Annotated in this window: 23 protein-coding genes and 1 pseudogene; 11 read left to right on the top strand and 13 right to left on the bottom strand. The window is 65.0% G+C overall.

Annotated features, from left to right (window positions below):
- Positions 1-51: 51 nt before the first annotated feature.
- Complete coding sequence (locus GL284_RS10775; protein WP_155044643.1) at positions 52-999, top strand: nucleoside hydrolase; 948 nt, start codon at positions 52-54, stop codon at positions 997-999.
- Here the strand turns inward: GL284_RS10775 and GL284_RS10770 are convergent.
- The 8 genes from GL284_RS10770 to pyrH all read right to left on the bottom strand — a co-directional run bounded on the left by GL284_RS10770 (position 996) and on the right by pyrH (position 9,625).
- Positions 996-1,730 carry an OmpH/Skp family outer membrane protein gene (locus tag GL284_RS10770; RefSeq protein WP_230383036.1) on the bottom strand — a complete coding sequence of 245 codons (735 nt, stop codon included), beginning with the start codon at positions 1,728-1,730 and terminating at the stop codon, positions 996-998. The genes GL284_RS10775 and GL284_RS10770 overlap by 4 nt on opposite strands.
- Positions 1,730-4,066 carry an outer membrane protein assembly factor BamA gene (bamA, locus tag GL284_RS10765; RefSeq protein WP_155044641.1) on the bottom strand — a complete coding sequence of 779 codons (2,337 nt, stop codon included), beginning with the start codon at positions 4,064-4,066 and terminating at the stop codon, positions 1,730-1,732. Before bamA ends, GL284_RS10770 begins: the two co-directional genes overlap by 1 nt.
- Before the next feature lie 96 nt (positions 4,067-4,162).
- Positions 4,163-5,488, bottom strand: coding sequence for an RIP metalloprotease RseP (gene rseP, locus GL284_RS10760; RefSeq protein WP_155044640.1), 1,326 nt, complete (start codon positions 5,486-5,488; stop codon positions 4,163-4,165).
- Positions 5,488-6,660 (bottom strand): 1-deoxy-D-xylulose-5-phosphate reductoisomerase, encoded by a 1,173-nt coding sequence (gene dxr, locus GL284_RS10755; protein WP_155044639.1) that lies wholly within the window; start codon positions 6,658-6,660, stop codon positions 5,488-5,490. Before dxr ends, rseP begins: the two co-directional genes overlap by 1 nt.
- A gap of 4 nt (positions 6,661-6,664) precedes the next feature.
- Positions 6,665-7,513, bottom strand: a complete 849-nt coding sequence (locus GL284_RS10750) for a phosphatidate cytidylyltransferase (protein WP_155044638.1) — start codon at positions 7,511-7,513, stop codon at positions 6,665-6,667.
- Positions 7,510-8,244, bottom strand: a complete 735-nt coding sequence (gene uppS / locus GL284_RS10745) for a polyprenyl diphosphate synthase (protein ID WP_155044637.1) — start codon at positions 8,242-8,244, stop codon at positions 7,510-7,512. The genes GL284_RS10750 and uppS overlap by 4 nt, the downstream gene beginning before the upstream one ends.
- A 5-nt stretch (positions 8,245-8,249) precedes the next feature.
- A complete protein-coding gene (frr, locus tag GL284_RS10740; protein WP_155044636.1) occupies positions 8,250-8,813 on the bottom strand; it encodes a ribosome recycling factor in 564 nt (187 codons plus the stop codon).
- A gap of 80 nt (positions 8,814-8,893) precedes the next feature.
- A complete protein-coding gene (gene pyrH / locus GL284_RS10735) occupies positions 8,894-9,625 on the bottom strand; it encodes a UMP kinase (RefSeq protein ID WP_155044635.1) in 732 nt (243 codons plus the stop codon).
- 90 nt (positions 9,626-9,715) lie between these two features.
- Between pyrH and miaA the strand changes: the two genes are divergently transcribed.
- Together miaA and GL284_RS10725 are read left to right on the top strand one after the other, a co-directional pair.
- A complete protein-coding gene (gene miaA / locus GL284_RS10730) occupies positions 9,716-10,612 on the top strand; it encodes a tRNA (adenosine(37)-N6)-dimethylallyltransferase MiaA (RefSeq protein WP_155044634.1) in 897 nt (298 codons plus the stop codon).
- A gap of 103 nt (positions 10,613-10,715) precedes the next feature.
- Positions 10,716-11,765, top strand: a complete 1,050-nt coding sequence (locus GL284_RS10725; protein WP_155044633.1) for a helix-turn-helix domain-containing protein — start codon at positions 10,716-10,718, stop codon at positions 11,763-11,765.
- 115 nt (positions 11,766-11,880) lie between these two features.
- Here GL284_RS10725 and GL284_RS10720 read toward each other — a convergent pair whose 3' ends face one another.
- Together GL284_RS10720 and GL284_RS10715 are read right to left on the bottom strand one after the other, a co-directional pair.
- Positions 11,881-12,663, bottom strand: a complete 783-nt coding sequence (locus tag GL284_RS10720; protein WP_155044632.1) for an RlmE family RNA methyltransferase — start codon at positions 12,661-12,663, stop codon at positions 11,881-11,883.
- Between the two features lies 1 nt (position 12,664).
- Positions 12,665-13,789 carry a Ppx/GppA phosphatase family protein gene (locus GL284_RS10715; RefSeq protein WP_155044631.1) on the bottom strand — a complete coding sequence of 375 codons (1,125 nt, stop codon included), beginning with the start codon at positions 13,787-13,789 and terminating at the stop codon, positions 12,665-12,667.
- Between the two features lie 111 nt (positions 13,790-13,900).
- On the opposite strand from GL284_RS10715, the gene GL284_RS21305 reads away from it, so the two are divergent.
- Genes GL284_RS21305 through GL284_RS10695 form a run of 5 tightly spaced genes read left to right on the top strand, consistent with a single transcriptional unit; the run spans position 13,901 to position 18,557 of the window.
- Positions 13,901-14,059: a hypothetical protein gene (locus GL284_RS21305; protein ID WP_196216764.1), complete on the top strand. Its 159-nt coding sequence runs from the start codon at positions 13,901-13,903 to the stop codon at positions 14,057-14,059.
- The gene (locus GL284_RS10710) at positions 14,059-15,240 is read left to right on the top strand and encodes a vWA domain-containing protein (protein WP_155044630.1); all 1,182 of its coding nucleotides are present in this window, start codon (positions 14,059-14,061) and stop codon (positions 15,238-15,240) included. Before GL284_RS21305 ends, GL284_RS10710 begins: the two co-directional genes overlap by 1 nt.
- 27 nt (positions 15,241-15,267) lie before the next feature.
- Positions 15,268-15,951, top strand: a complete 684-nt coding sequence (locus tag GL284_RS10705; RefSeq protein ID WP_155044629.1) for a M48 family metallopeptidase — start codon at positions 15,268-15,270, stop codon at positions 15,949-15,951.
- A gap of 54 nt (positions 15,952-16,005) precedes the next feature.
- Positions 16,006-17,202: a hypothetical protein gene (locus GL284_RS10700; RefSeq protein WP_155044628.1), complete on the top strand. Its 1,197-nt coding sequence runs from the start codon at positions 16,006-16,008 to the stop codon at positions 17,200-17,202.
- Positions 17,199-18,557, top strand: a complete 1,359-nt coding sequence (locus GL284_RS10695; protein ID WP_155044627.1) for a cytochrome P450 — start codon at positions 17,199-17,201, stop codon at positions 18,555-18,557. Before GL284_RS10700 ends, GL284_RS10695 begins: the two co-directional genes overlap by 4 nt.
- A gap of 63 nt (positions 18,558-18,620) precedes the next feature.
- Here GL284_RS10695 and GL284_RS10690 read toward each other — a convergent pair whose 3' ends face one another.
- The 3 genes from GL284_RS10690 to GL284_RS10680 are packed head-to-tail and all read right to left on the bottom strand — an operon-like array spanning position 18,621 to position 22,028.
- The gene (locus GL284_RS10690; RefSeq protein WP_155044626.1) at positions 18,621-20,093 is read right to left on the bottom strand and encodes a carboxypeptidase M32; all 1,473 of its coding nucleotides are present in this window, start codon (positions 20,091-20,093) and stop codon (positions 18,621-18,623) included.
- Positions 20,090-21,232 carry a heme A synthase gene (gene ctaA, locus GL284_RS10685; protein WP_155044625.1) on the bottom strand — a complete coding sequence of 381 codons (1,143 nt, stop codon included), beginning with the start codon at positions 21,230-21,232 and terminating at the stop codon, positions 20,090-20,092. The genes GL284_RS10690 and ctaA overlap by 4 nt, the downstream gene beginning before the upstream one ends.
- A gap of 55 nt (positions 21,233-21,287) precedes the next feature.
- Positions 21,288-22,028 carry an RNA methyltransferase gene (locus GL284_RS10680; protein WP_155044624.1) on the bottom strand — a complete coding sequence of 247 codons (741 nt, stop codon included), beginning with the start codon at positions 22,026-22,028 and terminating at the stop codon, positions 21,288-21,290.
- A 75-nt stretch (positions 22,029-22,103) separates the two neighbouring features.
- Here GL284_RS10680 and GL284_RS10675 point away from each other — a divergent pair, with 75 nt between their 5' ends.
- The 3 genes and pseudogenes from GL284_RS10675 to GL284_RS21485 form a co-directional block, all read left to right on the top strand.
- Complete coding sequence (locus GL284_RS10675; RefSeq protein WP_155044623.1) at positions 22,104-22,718, top strand: thiamine phosphate synthase; 615 nt, start codon at positions 22,104-22,106, stop codon at positions 22,716-22,718.
- A gap of 161 nt (positions 22,719-22,879) precedes the next feature.
- Complete coding sequence (gene guaA, locus GL284_RS10670; RefSeq protein ID WP_155044622.1) at positions 22,880-24,439, top strand: glutamine-hydrolyzing GMP synthase; 1,560 nt, start codon at positions 22,880-22,882, stop codon at positions 24,437-24,439.
- 318 nt (positions 24,440-24,757) lie between these two features.
- Positions 24,758-25,312: pseudogene (locus GL284_RS21485) on the top strand (tyrosine-type recombinase/integrase); the annotation flags it as partial.
- Between the last annotated feature and the right edge of the window lie 220 nt (positions 25,313-25,532).

Below are 25,532 nucleotides of genomic sequence, written 5' to 3'. Positions count from 1 at the left end.
CCGCGCAAGTCCCGGCTTTCCTGCGGCAAAATCATCACGAGGCACCAACGAATGGCGCGCAAGATCATCATCGACACTGATCCCGGACAGGACGATGCCGTCGCCATCATTCTTGCGCTGGCCAGCCCCGAGCTTGAGGTGCTGGGCCTGACCACCGTGGCCGGAAACGTGCCTTTGGCGCGCACGCAGGAAAATGCCCGCATCATCTGCCAGATCGCCGGACGCGGCGATGTCGCGGTCTATGCCGGCTGCGACCGGCCGCTGCTGCGCGATCTGGTGACGGCGGAACATGTGCATGGCAAGACCGGCCTTGACGGCGTGCCGCTGTTTCAGCCTGCGGCCCCCCTTGCCCCCGGCCATGCGGTCGATTTCATCATCGACACGCTGCGCCGCGAAGCGCCGGGCACGGTCACGCTGGTCCCCATCGGGCCGCTGACGAACATCGCCACCGCCTTTCGCAAGGCCCCCGACATCATCGCCCGCGTCCAGGAAATCGTGCTGATGGGCGGCGCCTATTTCGAGGTCGGCAACATCACCCCGGCGGCCGAGTTCAACATCTATGTCGATCCCGAAGCCGCAGCCGAGGTCTTTGCCGCAGGTGTGCCGCTGACCGTCATGTCGCTGGACGTGACCCACAAGGCGCTGACCAGCCGCGCATGGGTCGAGACGATGCGCGAAAGCGGCCCCATCGGTCAGGCCATCGCCAGCTGGACCGATTTCTTCGAGCGTTACGACCGCGAGAAATACGGCAGCCTTGGCGCGCCGCTGCACGATCCCTGCACCATCGGCTGGCTGATCCGGCCCGACCTGTTCAAGGGCAAGCACATCAATGTGGTGATCGAGACCAAGGGCGAATTCACCCAAGGCATGACCGTCGCCGACTGGTGGGGCGTCAGCGGCAGACCTGCCAATGCCATGTTCATCAGCGATCTGGACCGCGACGGCTTTTTCGATCTGCTGGTTCAGCGCGTCACGGCCTTGGACGCCGCCGCGCGTTAGGGCGCGGGCGTGGGTGTCGGGGCGGGGCTGGTCTGGTCGGCGCCCTGCTCGGCCTGCCCGGCTTGCGCAGGCTGCACCGGACCCGTGCCAATTTCCTGATCCAGCCGCTGGATCAACATCTGCGTCACATCGGCGGATTGCGCCGAAACGAAGATCGCGCGCTGGTCCAGCACCACCGCCGCGCCGCGTTCCTGCATCAGCGCCGACAGGACCGGCAGCATGGCACGGAAGAAGGCCGCGCGTTCGTCGTCGACATGGGTCTGCAGATCGCGCGTCACCGCGTCGCGTTCGCGGCGCACCTCGGACACGCGGGTGTCGAACTCATCGGCGCGCTGGCGGAACTCCTCGGGGGTCAGCGTGGCGCGCAGCGTCGTCAGTTGCTGTTCTTCGGCGGTGAACTGATTGGCCAGACGTTCGTTTTCTGCGGCGATCTGACGCTTTTGCGCCTCAAGATCGCCCTGCACGCGCTGGCCCCATGTCGACCCGGCGAAAACCGCATCCGGGTCGATGGTCATGATCGGCGGAAAGCCCTGCGCCGTCGCGCTGTCGGCGGGCGTCTGGATCACCAGCGGCGCGGCGGTTCCCGGTGCGGGCTGCGGCTGCGGCTCGGTCGGCGGACGCTCGACCTCGATCCGGCTGCCGGAAGGCCGCGACGTGTCCTGCGCCAGCACAGGCGACGCGCCAGCCGCCACGGCCAGCGCGCAAGCAAGGATCGCGCCCGCCCCGCGCATCAGAACTGCGTCGAGATGGTCAGATCGAAGGGCTGCTCTTCGTCGTAATCTTCTTTCTTCAGCGCCTTGGCAAAGTTGAAGCGCAAGGGGCCGATGGGCGTGGTCCAGAACACCGAAGCCCCGATCGAGGCGCGGACATGCATGCCGTCATCCACAGGGGTATACGAGGCCCCGATGTTATCATCCAGACCCCAGACCGACCCGATATCGGCGAACAGACCGCCCTTGATGCCATATTCCTCGGGCAGGCCCAGCGGGAATTGCGCCTCGGTGCGCAGCGCCCAGAAATAGTTGCCGCCAAGCGCGTCTTCGTTCGGGGCCAGCAGATCGCGCGGGCCAAAGCCGTTCGGTTCAAACCCGCGGATCTTGCCGTTGCCCGAATAGCGGTTCATGAACCGGCTGTTCTGGTCATTCAGCATATAGACCGCACCCGCCTCGAATTCCGACAGGAAGGTCACGCTTTCGCGCCATGCGCGGCTTTCGACGCCGGCATAGAGGTTTGTGGTGATCGAATCGACATCGCCGCCCAGCCCGGCATAATCCTGCCCGAAGCGGAACCGATAGCTGGTCAGCGGATCCAGACCGGCGATGCGGCTGTCATAGCTGTAGGTGTAACCGATGGCCGAGGTGAAATAGCCCCCCTGTTCGCGGAACAGGATCGGCGAAGAGCCGGTAGGTTCAGTTGTCTCAGGATCAACCCCAAGCGGGTCCACATCGAAGATCGAATCCTTGCTGAGCTTGTAGCGCAGTTCCAGCCGCGCGCTGTCCGAGATCGGGAAGTCCATCGCCGTCAGCAGACCGACGGTGCGGGTGTTATAGTCCGAATTCAGCCGGTCGGTGGTGTTATACCAAAGCTGCGCCCGCGCCTTCAGGTCGCGGCCCAGGAAATAGGGCTCGATGAAGGTCAGCCCCGAGGATTGCGTGCCCGAGCCGGTGGCAAAGGACAGGTTCACCTCCTGCCCACGCCCCAGAAAGTTCTTTTCGTTCAGCGCGACGTTGAAGCCTATCCCCGAGGACACGCCATAGCTGGCCCCGAAGCTGAGGCTGCCGGTCGGCTGCTCTTCGACGTTCACATCGACGACCACCTGATCGCCGGTGGTGCCGGGACGGCTTTCCGCCTGCACATCGGCGAAATATCCCAGCGCGCGCAGGCGTTCGGCCGAGTTGCGGATCTCGCGCGGGTTGAAGGGGTCGCCTTCGACCGTGGCGAACTGGCGGCGGATCACCTCGTCCAGCGTGGTGGTGTTGCCTTCGATGTCGATGCGCTCGACGAAAACACGCTGGCCACGGGTCAGCGCAAAGGTCAGATCCAGCGTCTGGCCGCGGGGATTGCGGGTCACGCGCGGCTCGATATTGACGAAGTTCAGGCCCTTCTGGATCGCCAGTTGCTCCATCCGGCGGATGGTGGTGTCGATGCTGGTCGGGTTATAGACCGCACCCTGACGCACACGGACCTGCTGCTGGAATTCGGCGGCATCGACGCCGGGAATTTCGCTGACCGTGTTCACATTGCCGAAGGTATAGCGCGGGCCTTCCTGGATCTGGAAGGTGATATAGAACGCATCGCGGGCCTGCGCGACCTCGGGGGCCACGGCCTGCACGCGGAAATCGGCATAACCGCGCGAGCGATAGAAATCGGTCAGCAGCTTTTCATCGACGGGCAGCCGCTCGGGCGCGAAGGTGTCGCGGCGGATGAAGGTGCGCAGCAGGCCCGCCTGCTTGGTCTGCAAGACGTTGCGCAGGCGCTGATCCGAAAAGGCGCGGTTGCCGACAAAGCCGATCCGCTCGATCTCGGTCAGGTTGCCTTCGCGGATTTCAAAGACCAGATCGACCTGATTGTTGCCGCGACGGATGATCTTGGGATCGACGCGGGCGGCCAGACGGCCCTGCCCGGCATAGGCCTGACTGATCGCTGCGGCATCCGCTTCGGCCTGCGCGGGCGAATAGACCCGGCGGGCCTGCGATTTGACGATCTCGGACAGGTTTTCGTCTTTCAGGCGGCTGTTGCCTTCAAAGGCGATGCGGCTGATCGTCGGATATTCCGCGACACGCACCACCAGCGTCCCGGCCGAAGGCGTGACCTCGACGCTTTCGAACAGTCCCGAATTCTGCAGCCGCTGCACCGCCGCGTTCAGGTCTCCGCCCGACACGTCGCGCCCGCGCGGCAGGTCCAGATAGGACAGGATCGTCGCAGGCTCGATGCGCTGATTGCCCTCGATCCGGACGTTGTTGAAGACATAGGCCGATGCCGTGCCGGGGATCATCGCCACGGGAGCAGTCACCGCCAATGCAGAGATCAGCGCAAGCGCGCCCTTGCCGAGTTTCCTGTCCGTCATCCGCCCCTCGCGCGTATTTGCCTGTCGGCGGTTTATCCGCCCGAATTGCCGAATGGATACAGCCAAGTGGGCAGGACTGTCAAAAGGCAACGCCCCTTATGGGCAGAAAAGATCGTTGGTCAGGCCGAAAATCATCAGCGACAGCACGGCTGCCATGCCAAGCGCCGACAGAATGTCCAGCACCCGGTCCGACGGACGGCGGCCCGCGACGGCCTCATAGGCGTAAAACATCAGATGCCCGCCATCCAGAACCGGCACCGGCAAAAGGTTCAGAAAGCCGATGGCCGCGGACAAGACCGCGATCCACCAGATGAAATCCATCCCCCCCGCCGAGGCCGCCTGCCCGGTGCTTTCCGCGATGCTGATCGCGCCGCCCAGATTGCAGGTGCCGATCTGACCGCTGACCATCGCCCACAGGCCCGAAACCGAGGATGCGATGATGTCCCATGTCCGCGCCGCCCCCAGACCCAGCGCCTCGGCCGGGCCGACCGGGCGCGTGGCCGGGTCGAAATAGGTGCCGCCGCCGGTCACGCCGATCATCCAGCGTTTCTCATAGCCATCCGCCGTCGGCAGATCCTGTTCGCGGGCAGCCAGCGTGTAATCCGCCTCTCCCGCGCCTTCGCGCCACACGCGCAGCAGGACGGGATTGCCTTCCGCCGCGACGACCCGCGTGCGCAGCTCATCGAAACGCGATACCGGCGCGCCGTCGATGGCAAGGATGACATCGCCGCCCCGCAACCCCGCCGAGGCCGCCGGGCTGCGCGGTGCGACGCCGGTGATCAGCGCGGGCATGGGATCGGGGCCCTGCACGACCATCTGCGCCCCGTCGCGCTGCACCGTCCAGTCATGCGCCGCGCGCGCGGGCAGATCCGCGGCGATTTGCCCCAGATCGGCCCAGCTTGCGACCGGCTTGCCGTCCAGCGCAACGATCTTGTCGCCCGCCTGCAGGCCCATGGCGATGCCGGGCGGCGTCGGGTGCAGCTTGCCCACGGCGGGCGTGTCGGCAGGCAGGCCCTGCCACATCGCCATGCCGCCAAAGACCAGAATCGACAGGATGAAGTTGAAGACCGGCCCCGCCGCCACGGTGGCGATGCGCGCCCAAAGCGGCGCGCCGGGCAGGCTGGCGCGGCTTTGCGCCGGATCGACCGTCGCGCCCGAGCCGGCGCTGGCCGCATTGGCATCGCCCAGAAAGCGCACATAGCCGCCCAGCGGGATCGCGGCCAGTTGCCAGACCGTGCCGCGCTTGTCGCGCCACGACAGCAGACGAGGGCCAAAGCCCAGCGAAAACACCTCGGCCTTGATGCCGGACAGGCGGCCGATGATGTAATGGCCGTATTCATGCACGGTCACGATGATCGACAGCGCCAGCACGAAAGCGCAGATCGTCCAGAGCAGCCCGCCAAGTTCCGCAAGCATCGCCATTACGCCGCCCCCGCCTTGCAGGCCGCCAGCCTGCGCGCCACCGCGTCCCAGACCAGCACGGTTTCCAGATCGGCGGGGCTTTCGGCAAAGCCCGCCTCGCGCGCGGCGGCGTCCAGCGTGCGCTCGACCGCGGGGGCCATGTCCATGAAACCGATGCGCCCGGCGATGAAATCGTCCAGCGCCTGTTCCTTGGCGGCGTTGAAGACCGCGCCCGCCGCGCCGCCCGCCTGAATGACCTCGCGCGCAAGGCGCAGCGCAGGCCAGCGGGTTTCGTCGGGGGCGGTGAATGTCAGGCTGCCAAGCGCCGCAAGATCCAGCCGCGCCACCGGCAGATCGGCGCGCGCGGGCCAGTTCAGCGCATAGCCGATGGCATGGCGCATATCCGGCGCGCCCAGATGCGCGATGCAGCCGCCATCGGTATGGCTGACCATGGCGTGAATGATCGACTGCGGATGCACCAACACCTTGATGCGGTCGGCGCCCAGCCCGAAAAACTCATGCGTTTCGATGACTTCCAGCGCCTTGTTGAACATGCTGGCGCTGTCGATGGTGATGCGCTGACCCATGGCCCAGTTCGGATGGCACGAGGCCTCGGCCACGGTGGCGCTGGCCAGTTTCTCGGGCGGCCAGTCGCGGAACGCGCCGCCCGAAGCGGTGATGGTGACATACTCGACGGAATCGAGATTATCTCCATTAAGTGACTGAAAAATTGCAGAATGTTCTGAATCCACCGGCAGGATCGTGGCGCCTTTGTCGGCAGCCAGCCCCATGACCAGCCGACCGGCGGCGACAAGGCTTTCCTTGTTGGCAAGGGCCAGCGTGCCCGCACGGCGCAGAACCTCAAGCCCCGGCGGCAGACCGGCCGCGCCGATGATCGCCGACAGCGTCCAGTCGGCGGGGCGTGCGGCGGCCTCGACGATGGCATCGGCTCCGGCAGCGGCCTCGATCCCGCTGCCCGCCAGTGCGGCGCGCAAGTCGTCCAGCTTTTCCGGCAGGGCCGTCACCGCGACCTCGGCCCGCAGCGCGCGCGCCATTTCGGCCAGCCGGGCGACATTCGCGGCTCCGCTCAGCGCAACGGTGCGGAACGCCGATGGTCCGCCCGCCCGCATCAGCAGATCGAATGCACTTTCGCCGATAGAGCCGGTGGCCCCCAGCACCGAGATGCTGCGCATGTTCCTAGTCTCCGATTACCGGCAACAGATGGACCAGCATCAGCAGCAGCGCAAGCAGAAGCGCCCCCGTCATGGCGTCGAAACGGTCCATCACGCCGCCATGTCCGGGGATCAGGGCCGAGCTGTCCTTGGCCCCGACCCGGCGCTTCAGCCAGCTTTCGGCGATATCGCCGAACTGCCCGGCAATGGCCAGCGCCGGGCCGATCAGCAGCACCGACCACGGCGCCTCGCCCGTGGCCAGCAGGCCAAGCGCCAGCACGAAGGCTCCGGCCCAACCGGCCAGCGTGCCGCTCCAGGTCTTTTTCGGGCTGATCGACGGCCAGAACTTGCGCCCGCCCAGCTTGCGCCCGACGAAATAGCCCAGCACATCCGATTGCACGACGGTCGCGACGATCCAGAACACCGTCGCCAGCCCCATCACCTCGCGCATGGCGACCAGCGCATAGGCCGCGCCAAGGATCGAGATGGTAAACGTCACATAGGCCAGCCGTTCATGGCTGTGCGTGCCGGGCAGACCGGCAAGGATCGGCACCACGATCAGCAGCAATGGCAGATCGCCGGGGATCATCAGCATGGTCAGCAAGACCAGCGCCGACAGGCAGCCGATCAGCACCGGATGGCGCGGGCTGTGGAATTCGGGATGCCGCCAGCCGGTCAGCCGCGCCAGTTCCCACATCATCAGCCCGGCAATGACCGACACGCCAAGCCGCATCCACAGCCCCGAGGACAAAAGCAGGATGACGCCCAGCACAAGCAGCAAGGCTCCCCAGCCGAACCGCTTGCGCAGATCGGCCCATTTGCCCGGCTTGAGCTTGTCGCGGAACCGCTTGCGGGGAAGCTGAGGCCCCGTCATGCGCCCCCGAAGCGCCGCTCGCGCAGCCCGAAACGGTCAAGGATCTGGCCCAGATGCTCGGGCGTGAAATCCGGCCAGAGCGTCGGCGTGAATTCATATTCCGAATAGGCGGCCTGAAACGGCAGGAAGTTCGAGGTCCGCGTCTCGCCCGAGGTGCGGATCACCAGATCGGGGTCGGGATGGCCCGCCGTGTCCAGACAGGCGGCAAAATCGGCCTCGGTCGGGACGGTGATTTCGCCGCGGGTGACGCGCTCGGCCAGACGGCGCGCCGCGCGTGCGATTTCATCGCGTCCGCCATAATTGATCGCGACGGTCAGGTTCAGGCGGGTATTTCCGGCGGTGCGCGCCTCGATCCCGGCCATCAGCCGTTGCAGGCGCTGGTCCAGCCGCTCGCGCCCGCCGATGAAGCGCATCCGCACGCCTTCGGCGGCCATGCCATCGGCCTCGCGTTCGATATAGCGGGCAAAGATCTTCATCAGGCCCAGCACTTCTTCGGTCGTGCGCTTCCAGTTCTCGGTCGAGAAGGCGTAAAGCGTCAGCCAGTTCACCCCCATATCGGGGCAGGCGCGCACGATCTGCTTGACGCGCTCGGCGCCCTTGCGGTGACCGACAAGCCGAGGCCAGCCTTTGTTGACGGCCCAGCGACCGTTGCCATCCATGATGATGGCAACGTGCCGGGGCTTGGCGTCCGGACCCGAAGGCTTGGACAGGCTGGCGGCAGTTTCGGCCATCTGGATCAGACCTGCATGATTTCGGCTTGTTTCGATTCAAGCGCCTGATCGACGGCGGCGATGGATTTGTCGGTCAGTTCCTGCACCGAGCTTTCCCAGAATTTCTGGTCATCCTCGGACATGCCGGCCGACTTGGCCTTCTTGATCTGGTCCATGCCGTCGCGGCGCACGTTGCGGATCGCGACGCGGGCATGTTCGGCATATTGCGCGGCCACGCGGGTCAGGTCGCGGCGGCGCTCTTCGTTCAGTTCCGGGATCGGCAGCATGATGATGGTGCCGTTCAACTGCGGATTGATCCCCAGCCCCGAATCGCGGATGGCCTTTTCGGCCTTGGCGACCAGTGCCTTGTCCCAGACGTTGATCGTCACCAGCCGCGGCTCGGGCACGTTCACCGTGCCGATCTGGTTGATCGGCGTGGGCGAGCCATAGGCATCGACCATGATCGGCTCGACCATGCTGGCCGAGGCGCGGCCCGTGCGCAGCGACGCGAATTCATGGCGCAGGGATTCCATTGCGCCCTTCATGCGGCGTTCCAGGTCGTCGGTGTCGATCTCGATCTCGTCGGACATGTAGGATCATGGCCTCTCTGCTGTGGTTTTTCGTGCTTTTAGCCGAGAGCCTCGGACAAGGCAAAGCCTATGCGGAAATTTTAGCCATGCACCCGCGTATAAGTGCCCTGCCCGGCAAGAATCCCCCGGAAACCGCCCGGCTCGTCCAGCGAGAACACGATGATCGGCAGGTTGTTGTCGCGCGCCAGCGCAATGGCCGAGGCATCCATGACGCCCAGATGTTTTTGCAGCACCTCATCATAGGTCACGCTGTCATAGCGCTTGGCATCAGCGTGCTTCTTGGGATCCTTGTCATAGACGCCATCGACCTTGGTGCCTTTGAAGATCGCCTCGCAGCCCATTTCATTGGCCCGCAGCGTGGCCGCGGTATCGGTGGTGAAATAGGGGTTGCCGGTGCCCGCAGCGAAGATGATGACGCGCTTCTTTTCAAGGTGGCGCATGGCGCGACGGCGGATATAGGGTTCGGCCACCTCATCCATGCGGATGGCACTGATGACGCGGGTATGGATGCCCTCGGCCTCCAGCGCAGCCTGCATCCCCAGCGCGTTCATGATGGTGGCCAGCATCCCCATGTAATCGGCGGTCGCCCGCTCCATGCCCTGCGCGCTGCCCTGCAGACCGCGGAAGATATTGCCGCCGCCGATGACCATGCAGATCTCGACGCCCATGTCATGAACCGACTTCACCTCATGGGCGATGCGGGCGACGGTCGGCGGATGCAGGCCATAGCCCTGGTCCCCCATCAGCGCCTCGCCCGAGATCTTCAGCAGAACGCGCGAATACTTTCCGGCTTGCGGCATAAGTTCGGACATCAAAAGGCACCTTTCACGGGGGATTTCATTGCCGGGCAAAATGTCGCAAATACCGACCATGTTCAACAGCCCAAGAATGCCCGCAAGGTGATGCAGCGTCACGACATGGCTGCGACGATCCCGCCGGACCGGCATGTGCTGATCGCCGGGCCGACCGCCAGCGGCAAATCCGCGCTTGCCCTGCAGATCGCGCAGGATCAGGGCGGGCTGATCGTCAACGCCGATGCCTTGCAGGTCTGGTCGTGCTGGCGGGTGATCTCGGCCCGGCCCTCGCTTCACGAAGAGGCGCTGGCCCCGCACCGGCTTTATGGCCATCTGGCCCCCGGCACGCCCTATTCGGTCGGCGCCTGGCTCTCCGAGGTGCAGGCGCTGCTTTCGACCGGCGCGCGGCTGATCGTGGTGGGCGGCACGGGGCTGTATCTGCACGCCCTGTCGCAGGGGCTGGCGGTGATCCCCCCCGTTCCCGCCCATATCCGGGCCGAGGCCGATGCCCGCATGGCCCAACCCGACGGGCTGGCGCAGATGGCAGCGCAGCTTGACGACGCGACCGCCCGGCGGATCGACCTGCGCAACCCCGCCCGCGTCCAGCGCGCATGGGAGGTGCTGCAAAGCACCGGGCGCGGCATTACCGCATGGCAGGCCGAAACACCGCCGCCGCTGATCGGCGCCGACAGCGCCACGCGTCTGGTCCTGACCAGCGACCGCGACTGGCTGGCGGACCGCATCGCCCGCCGGTTCCACCTGATGATGGATCAGGGCGCGCTGGATGAGGTCCGCGCCATGCTGCCCGTCTGGGATCCCGTGGCGCTTTGGGCCCGCGCCATCGGCGCCCCCGAACTGATCGGCTATCTGCGCCACGAAACCACGCTGCCCGAGGCCATCGACCGCGCCATCATCGCCTCGCGGCAATATGCCAAATCGCAGCGCATCTTCTTTCGCGGCCGGCTGCGGGACTGGACGCAGCTTCGCGTCGATGGCGCTGCCTGAAAGCAACATATTAAACATTTTGCAACTTTAAGGCGTTAAATGCGTTCGCTAATCGAACCCAGGGTGAGCTAGCCTGAACTCACCGAAACGTGAGAATCACGGTATGACCAACACGCTGCGCCACCTGCCCCGTCCGGAACCGCGTCTTGATGATGATGGTATCATCGAACGGCTGATGCGGGCGGGGATCACGGCGGGCGTCATCCTGGAACCCTCGCAGGTGGACCTGCGCGCGCAGCAGGACAGCAAGGATGCGGAGACCGTGCTGACGGCCCGACCGGCCCCCGCGCCCGGACATCTGCCGCGCTCGGCCCCCGGGGACGGGCTGCGGCTGGTGCCGCTCGCGGCCTTCCATTGGGGGGGGGCCGCGCGCGGGCGCTTTGGCGGCCAAGGTCCGGATATCGCGCCGCGCGTCAGGGGCGATCATATCCTGATCCGGGTGACCGATGGCACATTGGCCATCCGCTTTCCCGGCCAGCAGCACCCGCTGACGGCGGACCGTATCGCGCTGATCCCGGCAGGGACCGCATTTTCCATGCAACCGCCCGCAGATGTTCAGGGCTGCGCGCTGCTGATCCCGCCGCATCTGGTCAAGCAGTTGCAGATCCCCTTTCCGACCGGCTTCCGCAGCGGGCTGCCCGATCCCGCCGATCAGGCGCTGATCGAACCGGCTCTGCTCGCACTGGGTCACGGCAGCCCGCGCAACCCGACCGAGGTCAGCGCCACCGCCTGTCACCTCGGCCTGCTCTCGGTCGCGCTGTCGCGGCTGGCCGAAGGATCGCAGGCGCAGCGCATGCTGAACCAGCGCGTGACCGAGGCTCAGCCGCTGACCGAACGCTTTCTGGCCTTGGCGGGTGCGAATATCGCGAGAAACCAGACCATCGCCGAACTCGCCCGCGATCTGGGCTGCACGCAGACACATCTGGACCGCGCCTGCCAGCAAAGCCGCGGCAAGCGCGCGCTGGACCTGCTCTACCGGCTGCGGCTGGACCGCGCGGCAAGCCTGCTGCGCGACACCAACATGACGGCAGGCCAGATCGCGCGGGACCTGGGCTTCTCGGGCCTCGGCCATTTCGTGCGCAGCTTCGCCGCCGCAACCGGCCGCACCCCCGAGGATTTCCGCGCCATCCACCGCAACCCGCCGCAGGACTGAAAAAGCCAGACCCCGCCGCCGGAAAACCCAAGACGGCTGCGCAGGACGCGCCTCAGCATCCTTGTTTTTCAAATACCCAAATCACGACGACGCCACGCGCGGCAAGGCCAGACGCTCAGTCCAGCCGGTCAACCCCGTCGTCATCTTCATCCAGCGCCGCATCCGCCGCGCCATTACCGCGAAACCCCTGAGCCACAACGAATTTTTCCGAGGAATCCGACCGGCTGGCAGGCGGCTTCACATTGGCCACCTTGCGGAAATTGCGCTTCAGCAAAGCCTGCATCTCATTCTCGGCGCCCCCGGCCAGCACTTTGGCGACGAAGGTGCCGCCCGGCTCCAGCACGTCGAAGGCAAAGGCCAGCGCCGCCTCGATCAGCGCGACGATGCGCAGGTGGTCCGTGCCCTTGTGCCCCGAGGAGGCCGCCGCCATGTCCGACATCACCACATCCGCCCGGCCGCCCAGCCACGCCTTCACCTGATCGTCGGCCCCGTCGGCCAGAAAATCCAGCTGATGGATCTCGGCCCCGGCAATGGGATCGACCTCTTGCAGATCGACGCCCAGAACCCGGCCGACCTTCTTGCCCGATTTCTCGCCCAGGGCGTTGACGCGACCCACGGCGATCTGACACCAGCCACCGGGCGCGCAGCCCAGATCGACCACGCGCGCGCCGGGCACCAGAAAGCGGTATTTGTCATCCAGCTCAAGGATCTTGTAGGCCGCGCGCCCGCGATAGCCATCGCGCTTGGCCCGCGCAACATAGGGATCGTTCAACTGCCGCTCCAGCCACAACGTGCTGGACAGCTTGCGCCCCTTGGCCGATTTGACCCGCACCCGCAGATCGCGCTGCCCCCGGCCCGAACTTTTTCGTTCGCCGCCCGGTTTTTTTTTGTCCGTCATCTTATGCTACCCCGTTCAATCCGTCGGGCGCCAGCACCCCATCCTTGACCATCTGCGCATATAGCAGCCCCTCGCGCAGACCGCGATCCGCAACCGACAGCCGCGTGGTCGGCCAGACGCGCATCAGGGTCTGCAAGATCGCCGCGCCCGACATGATCAGCGCATGCCGCTCGCGGCCGATGCGCGGATCGATGCGCCGCCCCTCGGGGCCCAGCGACAGGTAATCGCGGATCACCCGGTCGATCTGCGCCGAGGTCATGGTCAACCCGTCCACCTTGGTCCGGTCATAGCGCCGCAGCCCCAGATGGCTGGCCGCCACCGTGGTGACGGTGCCGGATGTGCCGATCACCTGAAAATTTTCCTGCATGTTCTGGGCCAGCGCATAGGGGCTGAAATCCGACAGCATCTCCTCGAAATGCCACGACATCAGCGCGAAACGCCCCTGATCGTCCTCGACATCGTCGAACTGGTCGCGCAGCGTCGCCACGCCCAGCGGCACGCTGATCCAGTCGACCACCCGCGCGCCGCCCGGCAGCGGCTGACGGAACCCGTCGGACAGCCGCATGATGGCGCGCGGGCGCTCGGTCGGCTCGACATCCTCAAGATCGATCCAGACCAGTTCGGTCGAGCCGCCGCCGATATCCACGACCAGAAGCTGCTCGGTCCGGTGACTGACCAGAGGCGCGCAGGAAATCACCGCCAGCCGCGCCTCTTCCTCGGCGTCGATGATCTCGACCGGCAGCCCGGTTTCGCGCCGGATCAGCCGCAGGAAATCGCGGCTGTTGCGGGCACGGCGGCAGGCCTCGGTCGCGACAAGACGCATGCGCGTCACGTCATGCGCCTCAAGCTTGCGCCGGCACACCTGCAAGGCATGGACCGTCCGCGCCATTGAGGGGCGCGACAGCCTGCCGGATGCCTCAAGACCCTGCCCCAGCTGGACAGGCTTCGAGAAGCTGTCAACTACCTGAAACTGGCTGCCCATCGGTCGGGCAATCAGCATCCGGCAACTGTTGGTGCCAAGATCCAGCGCCGCGTAAAGCGGCCCGTCCTCGGCCGGGCGGGTGACGAAAGGCTCGACCGTTTTCCTCGGGAACGCGTCCGCACCCGCGGGACGCTTGGGCGTCATGTGCACGCCCTCCGATGACAAGTTGCATTGAAGTTAACCCGCCCCCAATGCCTGTTCAAGGGGTTGCCTCTCGACAGGGGCTGCTTCGGGGGCTATCGCAGGGATATGATCGTGATCGCTGGATTTCTTCTGGGCGCCTTGATCGGCTGGATGCGGGCCGCAAAACGCGGCGGCGCGCGGGCCGACAAGCTGCAATATGCCGCGGCCCATGCCATGGGGCTGGCCATTCTGGGCCTGTTCCTGACCGTGCTGATCAGCCGGATGACCTGATGTTCACGCCTTTCCTTGACAGTCTGCGTCGGCATGGAGTGCCCGCCAGCCTGCGGGAATATCTGGACCTTCTGGCCGGACTGCAGGCCGGTCTGTCGGATTGGAGCCCCGAGGGGTTCTATCATCTGTCGCGCGCCACGCTGGTCAAGTCCGAAGCCCATATCGACCGTTTCGACCGCGCCTTCGCCGAAAGCTTCGCCGGGCTGGACGACATCCCGGTCGAGGCCTTGGTGGACCAGACCACCCTGCCCCGTGACTGGCTGGAAAAGCTGGCCGAAAAGCTGCTGACCCCCGAAGAGCGCGCCCGGATCGAAGGCCCCGGCAGCTTCGACGAATTGATGCGGCGACTACGCGAGCGGCTGGCCGAACAGAAAACCCGTCATCAGGGTGGCAATAAATGGATCGGCACGGCGGGCACCTCGCCCTTTGGCGCTTACGGCTATAACCCCGAAGGCATCCGCATCGGGCAGGACGAAAGCCGCCATCGCCGCGCCGTCAAGGTCTGGGACCGGCGCGAGTTTCGCGACTTCGACGATTCGGTCGATCTTGGCACCCGCAACATCAAGGTGGCGCTGAAACGGCTGCGGCAATGGGCGCGCCACGGCGCGGCCGAGGAACTGGATCTGCCCGGCACCATCCGCGCCAGCGCCGAACATGGCTATATCGATGTGCAGACCCGCCCCGAGCGGCGCAATGCCGTGAAAGTGCTGCTGTTTCTGGATGTCGGCGGCAGCATGGACGATCACGCCCGCCGCGTGGATGAGTTGTTCTCGGCGGCGCGGGCCGAGTTCAAGCATCTGGAACATTTCTATTTCCACAACTGCCTCTATGAAGGCCTGCGGCGCGACAACCGCCGCCGCTGGACCGAAACCGTGCCGACATGGGATGTGCTGAACCGCTTTGGCCGCGACTATAAGGCGATTGTCGTGGGCGATGCCTCGATGTCGCCCTATGAGATCGCGGTGCCGGGTGGCGCGAACGAACACTGGAACCCCGAGGCGGGCGAGGTCTGGCTGCGCCGCCTGCGCGAGACATGGCCCGATCATGTGTGGCTGAACCCGGTGCCGCAGCCGCATTGGCGCCAGACGCAATCCATCGCGATGATCGAACAGATCTTTGACGGGCGGATGCAGCCTTTGACCCTGCAGGGGCTGACGCAGGCCATGCGGCTGCTTGGCTAACGGCGCGCGCCACGCCATATTCGGCAGATGCTTAGATATACCCCGATCCTGCTGATCATCCTTTACGCCGCCGCGATGTGGTTTTTCTCGCTGTATCGGCTGAAGGCCGAACTGCGCGAGAAATCCACGCCGCTGACCCATCCCCGGCTGACGCCGATGCTGGAACGTCTGGGCCGCGCCATGGACCTGCCGCCGGTCAAGGCGCATGTCTATGAAATCCCGCAGGTCAACGGCCTTGCGGCGCCCGATGGCCGCATCTTTCTGACCCGGGGCTTTCTGGACCGTCTGGACGCCAATGACGTGACCGAGGCCGAGCTTGCCTCGGTCATCGCGCATGAGCTGGGCCATGTCGCCCATGGCCATTCCCGCAGGCGGATGGTGGATTTCGCGGGCCAGAACGCCATCCGCATGGTGCTGGCGGGCGTGCTTGGCCGCTTCCTGCCCGGCATCGGCGGCTGGATCGCCAACCTTGCCGCCGCCGCCGTCGCCGCGCGCCTGTCGCGGCAGGACGAATTCGAGGCCGATGCCTTTGCCAGCGCGCTGATGGTCAAGGCCGGGCTTGGCACCAAGCCGCAAAAGGATCTGTTCCGCAAGCTTGAAAAACTGTCGGGCGGACGCGCCACCGCGCCGGCATGGCTGCTGTCGCATCCCAAGACGCAGGCCCGGATCGAGGCGATCGAGAAACTGGAAGCGCGATGGAACATCCTCTGACTTGTGGCGGCGAACGATTGCATTATGCTGCGGTTGCAAAACCTCCGAGTTCAGATGACCCGCCCCTTTCGCCGCCGCGTCCTCTATATCCCCGGATATGACCCGATTCCGCCGCGCCGCTACCGCGAGCTTTACAAGCGCGAGGGCGCAGAACAGGCGCGCATTTCCGGCTATGCGCTGGATTTCGGCGCGCGTCGCGACCGCACGGGCTTTGGCTGGGGCGTCACGGCCCAGTTCGGCGGCATGACGGCCGAAAGCGAAATCGAGGTGCTGGTCTGGGCCGATATCGTCGCAGGCTCGATGGGCCAGTCGATCGCCGCGACCTATGGTCAGCTGGCGCGCACCGCATGGGCCTATATCGGCACGGGTGCGCTGTTTCGTCTGATGCGGCTGCGGCGCGGCCCGGTGATCGCGGCGCTTTACCCGGTGGTGGTGCTGCTGGGCCAGTTGCTTCTGGCGCTGCTGGTGGGTGCGGGGCTTGGCTGGGGGCTTGGCCGCCTGACGGGGCTTGGCGCATGGATCGCGCTTCCGGTGATGGCGGCGGTGACATGGGCCGGGCTTTTGATGTGGCGGCGCATCGATGGCCGGATCTTTGCCTATTATCTGATGCATGACTATGCCTTCACCGCCCGTGACATGGGCGCCTATCCCCCGGCGCTGCGCGAACGGCTGGCGCAGTTCAGCGACCGCATCGCCAAGGTGCTGGGCGAGGATTGGGACGAGGTGCTGGTCGTCGGCCACAGTTCCGGCGCCTATCTGGGGGTGTCGGTGCTGGCCGATCTGATCCGCGCGGGGCGCGTGCCGCAGGGGGCGCGGCTGTCCTATCTGTCGCTGGGCCATGTCGTGCCGATGGCGTCATATCTGCCGCGTGCGAACCAGCTGCGCGCCGATCTGCGCTTTCTGTCGACGCGGGACGAGCTGGCATGGGTCGATGTCAGCGCGCCGGGCGATGCCTGCTGTTTCGGGCTGTGCGATCCGGTGGCGGTTTCAGGTGTGGCCCCGGCCGATCAGCGCCACCCGCTGGTGCTTTCCGGTGCGTTCAAGCAAACGCTGTCCCCCGAAAAGCAGGCAAGCTTGAAGGGCCACTGGTTCCGGCTGCATTTTCAGTATCTCTGCGCCTTCGACCGCCCCGGAGACTATGATTATTTCGCCATCACCGCCGGGCCGATCCCGCTGCAGCAGCGTTTTGCGCAGCGCCACCACTCTCCCGGCCGCATCACCCGCGCTGCAAATCGGTTCACCGCGACATGATCCCGCCGAAACCCGCCTCACGTCAGGGCCGCGCCTCGGTCTGGCGCTTCATCCGCGATTTCCGCCGCGACATCCTGTCGGCGCAATCCGACAAGCTGTATCGCGCATGGATGGCCGAATTCCGCGGCCCGTTCATCCACAGCTTCACCTGCAACGATCCGCAACTGATCGACCTGATCCTGAAGCGCCGCCCGATGGATTTCCCGAAAAGCCCGCGCATGGCGGCAGGGCTGGAACCGCTGCTGGGCAATTCCAGCTTCATCTCGAACGGCGCGACATGGCTGCGGCAACGGCGCATCATCGACCTTGCCTTCGAGGGCGGCCGCCTGCGCGAGGCATACCCGCAAATGTGGGCCGCATCCGAAGCCATCGTCGCGCGGCTGGACCCGCTGGCCGATGGCCGGGAAATCGACATAGAACCGCAGACCAGCCATGTGGCGGCGGATGTGATCTTCCGCACGCTGTTCTCGATCCCGATCGAGGATGACGCGGCCATGCAGGTGTTTCAGGCGTTCCGGGATCATCAGGACGCGCAGCCCATGGTCAATCTGGGCGGGCTGATGGCGCTGCCGAAATGGCTGCGCATCCACTCGGCCCGCACGAAAGAAAGCGCCAGACGTATCAGGGGGCTGATCCACGATCTTGTCGCCCGACGCGCCGAAGAGATCGCGGATGGCACCGCCCCCGCCGATCTGGCGACAAAGATCATGACCACCCCAGATCCGGTGACGAACACCACCTTCGATGACCGCGAGACGATCGACGAGATCGCCACCTTCTTTCTGGCCGGTCACGAAACCGGCGCCTCGGCGCTGGCATGGGCGCTGTATCTTCTGGCCGAGAACCCGGAATGGCAGGACAGGCTGGCCCATGAGGCCAATCAGCACCTGTCCCCCAACTTTGTCTCGGTCAAGAACCTCAAGCTTGCGCGCGCCGTCTTCCGCGAATCGTTGCGGCTTTACCCGCCGGTCGCCATGACCGTGCGCGAATGCCGCCATACCGAGACATTACGCGACCGCAAGGCACCAAAGGGTGCGCAACTCGTGCTGTCGCCATGGCATCTGCACCGCCACCAGCGCCTGTGGCAGAACCCGGATGGCTTCGACCCATCCCGCTGGAACACCGAAAACGGCAAGACCTGCATGCGCGACGCCTTCATCCCCTTCTCGACCGGGGCGCGCGCCTGCCCCGGCGCAGGCTTCGCGATGATCGAGGGGCCGCTGATCCTGGCCGCCCTGATGCAGCGCTACCGCGTCGCCGCAGGCAGCCGTCGCGCGGTGCCGATCATGCGCCTGACGCTGCGGGGCAAGAACGGCATCTGGTTGCGCCTGTCGAAACGTGGAATGGGTATTTAAGAAACAAGGAAGCCGAAGCAAACGCCTCTGGTCTTCCTTGTTTTCCAAATACCCATGCGACAGTTACAGCCGGTAGATGCCGCCGAATTTTTGCTCCAGATAATCCAGCAACGGCAATTCGCTGATCTCTGCGCCGGTGGCGCGTTCGATCAATTCGCGCGGCGGATACAGCCCGCCGTGGCGCTGCATGTTTTCGCGCAGCCATTCGACGGCGGGGCCCGCGTCTCCGGCAGCAAGGAAACGGTCGAGGTCCGGGACCGCGTCGCGCATGGCGGCATTCAGGCAGCCGGCATAGACGTTCCCCAGCGCGTAGGTCGGGAAATAGCCGAAAAGCCCCACCGCCCAATGCACGTCCTGCAAAACGCCATTCGCCGGACGGTCCACAGCCACGTCGAAATCCTTGAGGAAGCGGGCGTTCCATGCCTCGACCAGATCATTCGTGTCCAGACGGCCCGCGATCAGGTCGCGTTCCAGATCAAAGCGCAGCATGACATGCAGGTTATACTGCACCTCATCGGTCTCGGTCCGGATGAAGCCGGGCGTCACGCGGTTGACGGTGGCGTACAACGCATCGGCATCGGGCACGGACAGCCCGTCAAAGGCATCGGCCATGCGCTGATACAGCCAGCCCGAGAAGGCCCGCCCCCGGCCGATCTGGTTTTCATAGATCCGGCTTTGGCTTTCATGCGCGCCCATCGACACGCCACGGCCCAGCGGCGTGAAGGCGTAATCGCTGTCGATGCCAAGCTCATAGCTGGAATGCCCGACCTCATGGATGGTCGAATAGATGCAGTTGAAGGGATCGGTCTCGACCACCCGCGTTGTGATGCGGCTGTCCTGCCAGCGGCCCGAGCTGAAGGGATGCACGGCAATATCCATGCGGCCCCGTGTCCAGTCATAGCCGTAGGCCGTCGCGCAGGCGCGGGCCAGACGCAGCTGGGTTTCTTGCGGAAAATCTCCGCTGAGTGCCTGCGGCTGATATTCGGCGCCCAGCACATCCTCGCGCAGCGCCACCAGCCGGGGACGCATGGCGTCGAACAGCGTGGCGATTTCGGCCTGCGTCGTGCCGTGCTCGTAATCGTCCAGCAGCGCATCGTAAAGATCGCCCCCATCGGCCAGCGCGGCGGCTTCCTCGCGCTTCAGCATCACGATGTCGTTCAGCACCGGCAGGAAATCATCGGGCGCATCCTTGGCGCGGGCCTCGGCCCAGACGCCCTGCGACAGCGAGGTCTGCCGCGCCAGTTCCATCGCCAGCCGCGCGGGGATGCGCGAGGCACGGCGATGGTCGCGCGCGATCAGGTCAAGGATGCGCTGATCCTCGGCATCCTCGGGCTGGGCCTGATCCAGCCATTCGCCGATGCGCGGGTCGGTGCGGCGTTCGTGCAGCACCGCTTCCATGGCGGCCATTTCCTCGCTGCGCTGTTCGACGGCGCCGCGCGGCATCACGGTTTCCTGATCCCAACCCAGACGCTCGGCAACCGAGGACAGCGCCTCGGTCTGGCGCTGGAAGGCAAGAAGATCGTCAAAAGCGCTCATCTGATGGTTCCCCGGACCGAGGTTTCATAAGGATAGCGGGCGTGGTGGCGCGCACGCAGGATCAGGGTGAAGAGTGCCACCGCTCCGATCTGATGGGCAAGCGCCAAGGGCAAGGGCGAGGCGTGAAGCACGTTCATGATCCCCAGCAGCACCTGCACCGCAACAGCGGCGATCATCGCGACATAGGCCCCCCGCGTCACCGGATGCGGCGAGCGGCGCGCCCGCAGGAACACCACCACGGCAAAGATCGTCAGCAGATAGGCGACCATGCGGTGCACGAACTGCACCAGCGCCGGGTTTTCAAAAAAGTTGCGCCAGCCCAGTGTCGTGTCCCAGATCTCGGTCGGGATCCATTCGCCGCCCATGGTCGGCCAGCCGGTATAGGCGCGTCCCGCGTCGATCCCCGCCACCAGCGCGCCCAGCAGGATCTGCACGAAGGCCAGATGCATCAGCCCGGTCGTCATCGAAAAAAGCTTCCGCTCACCGGCGCGTCGGGCGCGCATCAGCTCGGCCTCGGACCGGCCCAGCGACAGGACCAGCCATGCGATCAGCCCAAGGATGGCGAAGGCGATGCCCAGATGGATCGCCAGCCGGTATGAGGCCACGCGCACCATTTCCCCCGACAGGCCGGAATGCACCATCCACCAGCCGATCGCCCCCTGCGCGCCACCCATGGCCCCCAACGCCAGCAGGCGCGGCGTCCAGCCCGTGGGGATGCGCTTGGTGGCCAGAAAGACGACGAAGCCAAGCGCCCAGACCAGCCCAACCAGCCGCCCCAGCAGACGGTGTGACCATTCCCACCAATAGATCTGCTTGAACCCCGCCAGATCCATGTCGGGATTGACCTGCGCGAATTGCGGGATCTGCTTGTATTTCTCGAACTCGGCCGCCCAGGTCGCGGCATCCATCGGCGGGATCGCCCCGGTCACCGGCTTCCATTCCGTGATGGACAGCCCCGAGCCGGTCAGCCGTGTCGCCCCGCCAAGCGCGATCATCGCCACGACCATGACGAACAGCAGCATCAGCCAGACGCGCACCCAGCCGCGGCCGGTCTTGTGCCCGGCGTCGATCATCCCGCCTGCGGGCGTGCTGCGCGGAGTGGTTTCGGTGACTTCGTGAAAGACGGGACGTCTTGCCATGTCAGCTTCCTTGCCTTTTGTGCCGGACCTTGACCGGACGAGGCCCGGAAATCAATCAGTCGCGACGGACCAGTTGTCGCAGCATGCCGTGAAAGATCCGGGTATCCGCACGGGTCAGCGGCAGTCGCGACCACAGGTTGCGCAGCGTCAGCTTCATCGCCGGGGCCTTTTCCTCGGGGAAGAAGAAGCCCGCATCGGCCAGCCGCTCCTCCCAGTGATCGGCCAGTTTCTCGATTTCGATCCGGGTGGCGGGAACCTCGCCATCGGGGCGGCGGCCATGCGGCGCAGGTTCGGGCGGCAGGGTCTCGCGCGACCATTCATAGCCATTCAGCAGCACCGCCTGCGCAAGGTTCAGCGACGGAAAATCGGGATTGACCGGCACGGTGATGATCGCATTGGCCCGCGCCACATCGTCATTTTCCAGCCCCGCGCGTTCGGGACCGAAAATGATCGCGGTGCGTACCCCCGCTGCGGTGCGCGCGCGCGCGTCCTGCATCGCGGTTGCGGGGGTCAGCACGGGTTTGGTCAGCTCGCGCCCCCGCGCGGTCGTGGCATAGGCGTAATCGATATCGGCCATCGCCTCGGCCAAACTCGGATAGACCCGCGCCTGATCCAGCACCTGCCCCGCCGCGCCCGAAGCCATGGCGATGGCCTTGGGATTGGGCCAGCCGTCGCGCGGCGCGACCAGTCGCATGTCGCTCAGACCGAAATTCAGCATGGCGCGGGCGGCAGCGCCGATATTCTCGCCCATCTGCGGGCGTACAAGGATGATCGCGGGTTCCATGCGCGCGGCCATATCCTTACCGTGAGGCACTGGCAAGGCGCGCTTGCCTGCGCTATCTGACCCGTGAAGCCTCAGGATGACAGTGCCATGACAGACGACCAGCCGAATTCGCCGCAACTTTACCTAATCACGCCGGTCGGCGCGGCGGCCTCGACGGTGGGTCCGTTGCTGGCGGATGTGCTGGACCGCTTCCCGGTGGCCTGCCTGCGCATTCCCGGCGCCGGAAGTGAGGAAGATCTGGGCCGGCTGGCCGATCTTGCACGTGAGATCGCGCATGCTCGCGATGTGGCGGTGGTCATCGACGATCACGTCGAACTGGCGCGCCGCCACGGCCTTGACGGCGTGCATCTGACCGACGGCGCGCGCAGCGTGCGCTATGCCCGCAAGGAACTTGGCGCCGATGCCATCGTGGGTGCGTTCTGTGGCACCTCGCGTCATGACGGGATGAATGCCGCCGAAGCCGGCGCAGATTATGTCAGCTTCGGTCCCTGCCGCGCGACCGCGCTTGGCCATGGAGATATCGCCGAGTTGGATCTGTTCCAGTGGTGGTCCGAGATGATCGAGGTGCCGGTCGTTGCCGAAGGTGCCCTGACGCCCGCATTGATCGGCCAGCTTGCCCCCATCAGCGACTTCATCGCCCTTGGCGGTGAGATCTGGGCCGAGGATGATCCGGTCGAGGCTCTGGGCAATCTCTGGCGCTGATCGCGCTTGTGGTGACACCTGCATGGGTATTTGAAAAACAAGGAGGCTTTGAGCGATGCGCCTGAACGGCATTCCTTGTTTTTCAAATACCCATGCGACGATACCATAAGAGCCGATGCTTGCCCCTTGCGAACGGCATTGACGCGGCCTAAAGCCGTGCCATGACCCAGCATCAGCGCCTTCTCATCGTCGATTTCGGCTCTCAGGTGACGCAGCTTATCGCGCGCCGCTTGCGTGAGTTGAATGTCTATTGCGAAATCCATCCGTTCAACACGGTCGATGACGCCTTTCTGAAAAGCTTTGCTCCGCAGGCGGTGATCCTGTCGGGGGGGCCTGCCTCGGTGACGCAGGAGGGTTCGCCCCGCGCACCGCAATCCCTGTTCGATCTTGGCGTGCCGGTCTTTGGCATCTGTTACGGCCAGCAGGTCATGATGGAGCAGCTGGGCGGCCGCGTCGAAGCCGGTCACCATGCCGAATATGGCCGCGCCTTCGTCGCGCCCGCCGAGGGACATACCCGTGACGGGATCTTTGCGGGCCTGTTCGGCACCGGCCGCGAAGAGGTCTGGATGAGCCATGGCGACCGGGTGACCAGCCTTGCGCCGGGCTTTGAGGTCATTGGCGTGTCGCCCAATGCGCCTTTTGCGATGATTGCCGACGAATCGCGCAAGTTCTTTGCCGTGCAGTTCCATCCCGAGGTGCATCACACCCCGAATGGCCGCACCATGCTGGAGAATTTCGTGCGCATGGCCGGATTCACCGGCGACTGGACCATGGCCAGCTATCGCGACGAAGCCGTGCGCAAGATCCGCGAGCAGGTCGGCGACCGCAAGGTGATCTGCGGCTTGTCGGGCGGCGTCGACAGTTCGGTGGCCGCGGTCCTGATCCATGAGGCCATTGGCGATCAGCTGACCTGCGTCTTTGTCGATCACGGCTTGCTGCGGCTGAACGAGGCCGACGAAGTCGTCACCATGTTCCGCGACAATTACAACATTCCCCTGATCCATGCCGACGAGGCCGATCTGTTCATCGGTGCGCTGGAAGGCGTGAGCGACCCCGAGGTCAAGCGCAAGACCATCGGCAAGCTGTTCATCGACGTGTTCCAGAAATATGCCAATGGCATCGAGGGTGCTGAGTTTCTGGCGCAGGGCACGCTTTACCCCGACGTGATCGAATCGGTCAGCTTCAGCGGCGGGCCCTCGGTCACCATCAAGTCGCACCACAATGTCGGCGGTCTGCCCGAGAAGATGGGCCTGAAACTGGTCGAGCCCTTGCGCGAGCTTTTCAAGGACGAGGTGCGGGCGCTTGGTCGCGAGCTTGGCCTGCCCGCCAAGTTCATCGGCCGCCACCCCTTCCCCGGCCCCGGACTTGCCATCCGCTGCCCCGGCGAGATCACCGGCGAAAAGCTGGAGATCCTGCGCAAGGCGGATGCGGTCTTCATCGACCAGATCCGCAAGCATGGGCTTTATGACGATATCTGGCAGGCCTTTGTCGCCATCCTTCCCGTCCGCACCGTCGGCGTGATGGGCGACGGGCGCACCTATGACTATGCCTGCGCCTTGCGGGCAGTCACCAGTGTCGACGGGATGACGGCCGATTATTACCCCTTCTCGCATGAGTTTCTGGGTGAGACGGCGACGCGGATCATCAATGAGGTCAAGGGCATCAACCGCTGCACCTATGACATCACCTCGAAGCCGCCGGGCACGATCGAATGGGAATGATTCGCGCTTACCCAAACGCCGCCGATAACCGCCGATTAATCTCCATAAAGCGCTGAAAATGAAGGACTTTCTCTCCGGCGTCTTTCGCCGTCAATCGTTGGGAAAGCCTCGCGATCGACAGCGGAGCTGACGGTATGGGGCGTCTTGTGACATCGCAGATTTGCATATACCGTCATGGCCTAGAGAGCTTGTGACGGTATTTTTTCGACCTTATTCCATTGAGAATAAAGGATAATCCTCCGTCAAGACTGGTCGGTTTTGGCCTGACGGTATTTTTTGGGGCTCTCTGGCGTTTTTTGAACGATCCAGGAGGGTCCGATGCTTACCGATGCGGCAATCAAGGCACTGAAACCAAAGGATAAATTATACAAGGTCTCTGACCGTGACGGTATGTATGTCGTTGTGAATCCGTCGGGCGCCGTCGTGTTCCGCTATGACTACCGTATGCACGGTCGACGCGAGACCTTGACTCTCGGCCGATACGGGCCGGCGGGCCTCTCTCTGGCCCGTGCGCGGGAAAAGCTGATCGACGCGCAGCGTTCGATTCAGGAAGGGCGGTCGCCTGCCCAGGAGAAGCAACGCGAGAAGCGCCGCATCAAGGAAGCAAAGAGCTTCGGCGAGTTTGGCGAACGCTGGCTGCAAGAGCACCGGATGGCCGAAAGCACCCGCGCGATGCGCCGCTCGATCTACGAGCGGGACATCCTGCCGACGTTCCGCAATCGGCTGCTGACGGAAATCACGCCCGAGGATCTTCGGGGGATGTGCGACAAGGTGAAGAAGCGGGGAGCGCCGGCCACGGCGGTCCATGTTCGTGACATCGTGAAGCTCGTCTTCGCCTTCGCAAAGCTGCACGGGGAGAAGGTGTCGAACCCCGCCGAAGAGGTCGGGCCGGCGTCGATCGCGACGTTCGTGCCCAAAGACCGCTCGCTCTCGCCCGCCGAAATTCGGGTGATGCTCGGCCAGCTAGTGGACCTGTCGCGTATTTGTGCCGCTCCGAGTGCTCGTTTAGGCCACGTGGCGTTCAAAGGCCAAGGGGCTTTTGCCTCCCAATGCTGAGTGCCGACGGCGCGGGTTATAGAAGCCGTTGATGTAT

It is taken from the genome of Paracoccus shanxieyensis (genome assembly GCF_009711265.1).
GTDB lineage: Bacteria > Pseudomonadota > Alphaproteobacteria > Rhodobacterales > Rhodobacteraceae > Paracoccus > Paracoccus shanxieyensis.
The sequence above is the reverse complement of the archived record's forward strand: the minus strand, read 5'-3'. Positions and strand labels throughout refer to the sequence as shown.

Coding starts and splice junctions, on each gene's coding strand:
- GL284_RS10775 (WP_155044643.1), top strand. CDS start 52: ATGGCGCGCAAGATCATCATCGACACTGATCCCGGACAGGACGATGCC.
- GL284_RS10770 (WP_230383036.1), bottom strand. CDS start 1,730: ATGCGCGGGGCGGGCGCGATCCTTGCTTGCGCGCTGGCCGTGGCGGCT.
- bamA (WP_155044641.1), bottom strand. CDS start 4,066: ATGACGGACAGGAAACTCGGCAAGGGCGCGCTTGCGCTGATCTCTGCA.
- rseP (WP_155044640.1), bottom strand. CDS start 5,488: ATGGCGATGCTTGCGGAACTTGGCGGGCTGCTCTGGACGATCTGCGCT.
- dxr (WP_155044639.1), bottom strand. CDS start 6,660: ATGCGCAGCATCTCGGTGCTGGGGGCCACCGGCTCTATCGGCGAAAGT.
- GL284_RS10750 (WP_155044638.1), bottom strand. CDS start 7,513: ATGACGGGGCCTCAGCTTCCCCGCAAGCGGTTCCGCGACAAGCTCAAG.
- uppS (WP_155044637.1), bottom strand. CDS start 8,244: ATGGCCGAAACTGCCGCCAGCCTGTCCAAGCCTTCGGGTCCGGACGCC.
- frr (WP_155044636.1), bottom strand. CDS start 8,813: ATGTCCGACGAGATCGAGATCGACACCGACGACCTGGAACGCCGCATG.
- pyrH (WP_155044635.1), bottom strand. CDS start 9,625: ATGTCCGAACTTATGCCGCAAGCCGGAAAGTATTCGCGCGTTCTGCTG.
- miaA (WP_155044634.1), top strand. CDS start 9,716: ATGCAGCGTCACGACATGGCTGCGACGATCCCGCCGGACCGGCATGTG.
- GL284_RS10725 (WP_155044633.1), top strand. CDS start 10,716: ATGACCAACACGCTGCGCCACCTGCCCCGTCCGGAACCGCGTCTTGAT.
- GL284_RS10720 (WP_155044632.1), bottom strand. CDS start 12,663: ATGACGGACAAAAAAAAACCGGGCGGCGAACGAAAAAGTTCGGGCCGG.
- GL284_RS10715 (WP_155044631.1), bottom strand. CDS start 13,789: ATGACGCCCAAGCGTCCCGCGGGTGCGGACGCGTTCCCGAGGAAAACG.
- GL284_RS10710 (WP_155044630.1), top strand. CDS start 14,059: ATGTTCACGCCTTTCCTTGACAGTCTGCGTCGGCATGGAGTGCCCGCC.
- GL284_RS10705 (WP_155044629.1), top strand. CDS start 15,268: ATGCTTAGATATACCCCGATCCTGCTGATCATCCTTTACGCCGCCGCG.
- GL284_RS10700 (WP_155044628.1), top strand. CDS start 16,006: ATGACCCGCCCCTTTCGCCGCCGCGTCCTCTATATCCCCGGATATGAC.
- GL284_RS10695 (WP_155044627.1), top strand. CDS start 17,199: ATGATCCCGCCGAAACCCGCCTCACGTCAGGGCCGCGCCTCGGTCTGG.
- GL284_RS10690 (WP_155044626.1), bottom strand. CDS start 20,093: ATGAGCGCTTTTGACGATCTTCTTGCCTTCCAGCGCCAGACCGAGGCG.
- ctaA (WP_155044625.1), bottom strand. CDS start 21,232: ATGGCAAGACGTCCCGTCTTTCACGAAGTCACCGAAACCACTCCGCGC.
- GL284_RS10680 (WP_155044624.1), bottom strand. CDS start 22,028: ATGGCCGCGCGCATGGAACCCGCGATCATCCTTGTACGCCCGCAGATG.
- GL284_RS10675 (WP_155044623.1), top strand. CDS start 22,104: ATGACAGACGACCAGCCGAATTCGCCGCAACTTTACCTAATCACGCCG.
- guaA (WP_155044622.1), top strand. CDS start 22,880: ATGACCCAGCATCAGCGCCTTCTCATCGTCGATTTCGGCTCTCAGGTG.